Source organism: Segeticoccus rhizosphaerae (assembly GCF_009192725.1).
In the GTDB taxonomy this organism is placed as follows: Bacteria; Actinomycetota; Actinomycetes; order Actinomycetales; family Dermatophilaceae; genus Segeticoccus; species Segeticoccus rhizosphaerae.
Map to the genome: position 1 here is coordinate 1 of NZ_VOHR01000525.1, position 1,644 is coordinate 1,644.

Consider the following 1,644-nt stretch of genomic DNA (forward strand, 5'->3'; position numbering starts at 1 on the left):
CGAGGGCGACGGAGGATCGCGGCGCCGCCGTCGGCGTCGGCGCAGCGGTGGATCCGGGGGCCAGGACGACCCGCCCGGCACCGTCACCAAGGTCCGCGAGCCGCGCAAGGACCGCGACGAGGTCACCTCGGTCAAGGGCTCGACCCGGCTCGAGGCCAAGAAGCAGCGGCGCCGTGAGGGTCGCGAGGCTGGGCGCCGACGCACGATCATCACCGAGGCCGAGTTCCTGGCCAGGCGGGAGAGCGTGGAACGGGTGATGGTCGTCCGGCACCGTGACGACCGCACCCAGATCGGCGTGCTCGAGGACGACGTCCTCGTGGAGCACTACATCTCCCGCGAGGTCAATGCCTCGATGGCCGGCAACGTCTACCTCGGCAAGGTGCAGAACGTGCTGCCCAGCATGGAGGCCGCCTTCATCGACATCGGCCGTGGCCGCAACGCGGTGCTGTATGCCGGTGAGGTCAACTGGGACGCAGCCGGCATGGACGGCAAGCCCAAGCGCATCGAGCACGCCCTCAAGTCGGGCGAGAGCGTTCTGGTGCAGGTCACCAAGGACCCGATCGGGCACAAGGGTGCACGACTCACGTCCCAGGTGTCACTTCCCGGTCGCTACCTGGTCTACGTCCCGGGCAACTCCATGACCGGTATCTCCCGCAAGCTGCCTGACACCGAGCGCGCCCGCCTCAAGAAGCTGCTGCGCGAGATCGTGCCGGACAACGCCGGAGTGATCGTCCGCACCGCGGCGGAGGGAGCGAGCGAGGCCGAGCTGCGGGCCGACGTCGAGCGGCTCACCGCCGCCTGGGACGACATCCAGGGCAAGGCGAAGTCGGCCCACTCGCCGTCGCTGATCCACGGCGAGCCGGACCTGACCGTGCGGGTCATCCGTGACGTCTTCAACGAGGACTTCAGCAGCCTGGTCGTGTCCGGTGAACCGGCTTGGGAACAGGTGAGTGACTACGTCGGCCGTGTCGCTCCCGACCTGGCCGACCGCCTGACCAAGTGGACGGGGGAGCAGGACCTGTTCGCCCACTACCGGGTGGACGAGCAGCTGGCCAAGGCGATGGACCGCAAGGTCTGGCTGCCGTCGGGAGGCTCCCTGGTCATCGACCGCACCGAGGCCATGACCGTCGTGGACGTCAACACCGGCAAGTTCGTCGGCTCGGGGGGCAACCTCGAGGAGACGGTCACCAAGAACAACATCGAGGCGGCCGAGGAGATCGTCCGTCAGCTGCGGCTGCGCGACATCGGCGGCATCATCGTCGTCGACTTCATCGACATGGTCCTCGAGAGCAACCGCGACCTGGTCGTGCGCCGCCTGGTCGAGTGCCTCGGTCGCGACCGCACCAAGCACCAGGTGGCCGAGGTCACGTCGCTCGGTCTGGTCCAGATGACCCGCAAGCGGGTCGGAGCGGGCCTGATCGAGGTCTTCTCGGAGCCGTGCGAGCACTGCAACGGTCGGGGCATCGTGGTCCACACCGAACCGGTGGACGACCACGACTCCTCCGACCAGGGCGGCTCACGCGGCCGTCGGGGGCGTGGTGGTGCCAAGGGCGGCAAGGGCACCGGCAACGGCCGGCAGGACACGGCCCAGGCGCCTGAGCCCTCCGGTCCCACGCCGGCGCAGATCGCCGCGGCGGCCCATGC

Annotated in this window: 1 protein-coding gene; it reads left to right on the forward strand. The window is 69.4% G+C overall.

Annotated elements, in window-relative coordinates; all coding sequences use genetic code 11:
• Nucleotides 1-1,644 (forward strand): Rne/Rng family ribonuclease (locus FRW57_RS21355; protein ID WP_152187011.1); only part of this gene is annotated, 1,644 nt, incomplete at both ends.